General features: G+C 62.9%; 4 protein-coding genes. 2 read left to right on the plus strand and 2 right to left on the minus strand.

The window, feature by feature from the left end; translation table 11 throughout:
• The first annotated feature begins 151 nt into the window (after positions 1–151).
• Positions 152–832: a guanylate cyclase gene (locus WAN71_RS13585; protein WP_422225836.1), complete on the plus strand. Its 681-nt coding sequence runs from the start codon at positions 152–154 to the stop codon at positions 830–832.
• Positions 833–839: 7 nt separating this feature from the next.
• On the opposite strand, the gene WAN71_RS13590 is transcribed toward WAN71_RS13585, so the two are convergent.
• Both WAN71_RS13590 and WAN71_RS13595 read right to left on the minus strand, forming a co-directional pair.
• The gene (locus WAN71_RS13590; protein WP_422225833.1) at positions 840–1091 is read right to left on the minus strand and encodes a DUF732 domain-containing protein; all 252 of its coding nucleotides are present in this window, start codon (positions 1089–1091) and stop codon (positions 840–842) included.
• 149 nt (positions 1092–1240) lie between these two features.
• The gene (locus WAN71_RS13595) at positions 1241–1669 is read right to left on the minus strand and encodes a hypothetical protein (RefSeq protein WP_422225834.1); all 429 of its coding nucleotides are present in this window, start codon (positions 1667–1669) and stop codon (positions 1241–1243) included.
• 85 nt (positions 1670–1754) lie between these two features.
• Between WAN71_RS13595 and WAN71_RS13600 the strand changes: the two genes are divergently transcribed.
• Positions 1755–2369 carry a TetR family transcriptional regulator gene (locus tag WAN71_RS13600; RefSeq protein ID WP_422225835.1) on the plus strand — a complete coding sequence of 205 codons (615 nt, stop codon included), beginning with the start codon at positions 1755–1757 and terminating at the stop codon, positions 2367–2369.
• The last annotated feature ends 111 nt before the right edge of the window (positions 2370–2480 follow it).

A 2480-nucleotide genomic window follows, 5' to 3' on the forward strand; every position in this document is an offset into this window, starting at 1 on the left:
TCGCGGGCTACCAGCACTCCCCCGGCGGCGACCCCGACGATCCCGGCCAGCCCGAGCAACTTCCAAATGGTGCGCATCAGCACAGGTTATTCGCGAGTGCGTCCGTCGATGCCGGATATGTGCATAAGGTGCGGTGGTGGAAACACATACGGTGCACCTGGACCGCGCGCTAAGCGAAACCCGGACCGGCGATGTCTGGCTGTTCCGTGGGCGCTCCGGACCCGACCGCGCGATCCAGACCTTGTCGAACAGCCCGGTCAACCATGTCGGCATGACGGTGGCGATCGAGGATCTGCCGCCGTTGATGTGGCATGCCGAACTTGGCGACAAGCTGACCGATGTCTGGACCGGCAGCAACCACCGCGGTGTGCAACTCAACGACGCCCGGCAAGCAGTCGAGCGGTGGCTGCAGCGCTATGGACAGCGCTGCTGGTTGCGCCAGCTGACCCCGGATACCACCCGCGAGCAGGACAATCGACTGCTGCGTGTCGTCGCTCGGATGGACGGCACCCCGTTTCCGACTACGACCCGGCTCACCTTGCGGTGGCTGCGCGGTCAACTGCCGACCAGATACGACTGGGTACGTGGAATTCCGGTCTTGGACAACAAGGTTCGCGAATCAACGCGACGACGCAGGGCGGAACAGCGACAGGGCCGCTTTGAGTCCGCCTACTGCGCGGAAACGGTGGCGGTCACCTACGAAGAGATGGGGCTGATCGAAACCGAGAAGCATTCCAACTGGTTTGACCCGGGCCGGTTTTGGAGCGGTGATGACCTTCCGCTAGCGGCGCCGTACCGCCTGGGCAGCGAAATCGCGGTCGTCGCAGACTAATTCGCGGTCAGTCACCGCATAGGTTGTTTTGCGCCGCAGTCGCCATGTCCAGCAAGTTCTGATATGACGCGTTGGGGTAAGTCCAATGCTTGGCGACGTAGTCAGGCGAATGCCCGGCGTCCAATTGCTCGCACATCGCGTGGCCGCTGCCCAGTAGATACTCCCCCGTCGGCGCGGTCACCAGGTATCCATGGTGGCTCAACTCATCCAGGTAACCGGCCTCGTCGGCGTCGGCTATCCCGGCGCTTAACAGGGCCACGACGATGGCCGCCGCCGTACCACACAGAACCCGCAAACATCGGGTCTTGCGCCCCCCACGGGTTCGCGCGCGTCTGCTCATTGTTTTCCTCCCGATTGGGCCGATGCTACGACCAAACCGAGGAGTTGGCAGATCAACGCCCAAATGACCTACTGCTGGTCCTCAAGAAGGTGCGCGTAGGGGTCGCTGTCGGAACCAACGGTCTCCGGCATCGGATAGTAGGTCTTGATGAGCAGATTCCCGTCGTCGTCCCAAGCGAACGTTTCAATGCTGTAAGCCATTTGGACGTTCGGCTCGGTGCCGAACTGATTCTCACAGACCCAGGCCATCTCGTTGCCGTTCACTTGCACGGTGATCATTCTGATCTTGAGGATGGACTGGAACATGTCAAACGCGTCCGAGGTCGCGGTGTCGAAGCCGTGCTTCTCCTCGGTACCGACCGGGTCGAACATGCGGACCTCACCGGGGCAGATCGTGCGCCACGACGCCACCCACTCCTCTTTCTTACCGGCGTTCCACAGCTCGGCATGCTTCGTCGCATGCGCTAACCGAGCTTGCCGACTCGGCACTTCAGTCATGGCTCAATGGAACCATGGGGACCGTTGGCAAACTCATTGACGTCCGTCATTGACGGGTGGCAATGAAATTTTGTAGGGTGGCAACGTGCCTTCACCACCGTCGACCGCAGAACCTGTTTTGCAGGTTGTCGGGGTGCGGGAGGCGCAGCGGCTGCAGACCCGGGCGCGGGTCTTCGACGCCGCGGTGGCCGAGTTCGACCGGTCTGGATTGGCGGGTGCCGACGTCGCGGCGATCGCAGCGACGGCGGGGGTGGCGCGCGGCACGTTCTACTTCCATTTCCCGACCAAGGAGCATGTGCTGGTCGAGTTGGAGCGGGCCGAGGAAGCCGAGATCGTGGCAACGCTGGACACCCGAACCGCCGCGTCCGATGACCTGTTGTCACTACTCACACTGCTCGTTCGCCAGGTGGTGGGCGCCGAAGAGCGCTTGGGCCCAGTGGTTTTCAGAGACATGCTGGGCCTGCACTTCTCCGCGACCCGGCCCGTCGAAGATGAGCTGGGTGAGCATCCGCTGGCCGGGTTCGTCATCGCCGCGATCGCCGACGCGCAGGCTGCCGGACGGGTGTCTCGGGATGCCGATCCGGGCGAGCTCGGGGTGATTTTCCTGACCGGGCTGTTCGCACTGCTGGCCACCGGTGCGACCGCAGCACTGGATCGCTATGTGCTGACGATTGTTCAAGGAATGGAGGATTCTCAATGACGTTGTCAAGCCGCCGCGGCGTTAGGTGTGGTGGGTTGATAGGTGGTGTGGTCGCGCAGCATGGCCCACAAGACGTTGAGGCGGCGGCGGGCCAGGGCCAAGACGGCTTGG

Source organism: Mycobacterium sp., from assembly GCF_049280035.1.
Lineage (GTDB): Bacteria > Actinomycetota > Actinomycetes > Mycobacteriales > Mycobacteriaceae > Mycobacterium.

Coding starts and splice junctions, on each gene's coding strand:
- WAN71_RS13595 (WP_422225834.1), bottom strand. CDS start 1,669: ATGACTGAAGTGCCGAGTCGGCAAGCTCGGTTAGCGCATGCGACGAAG.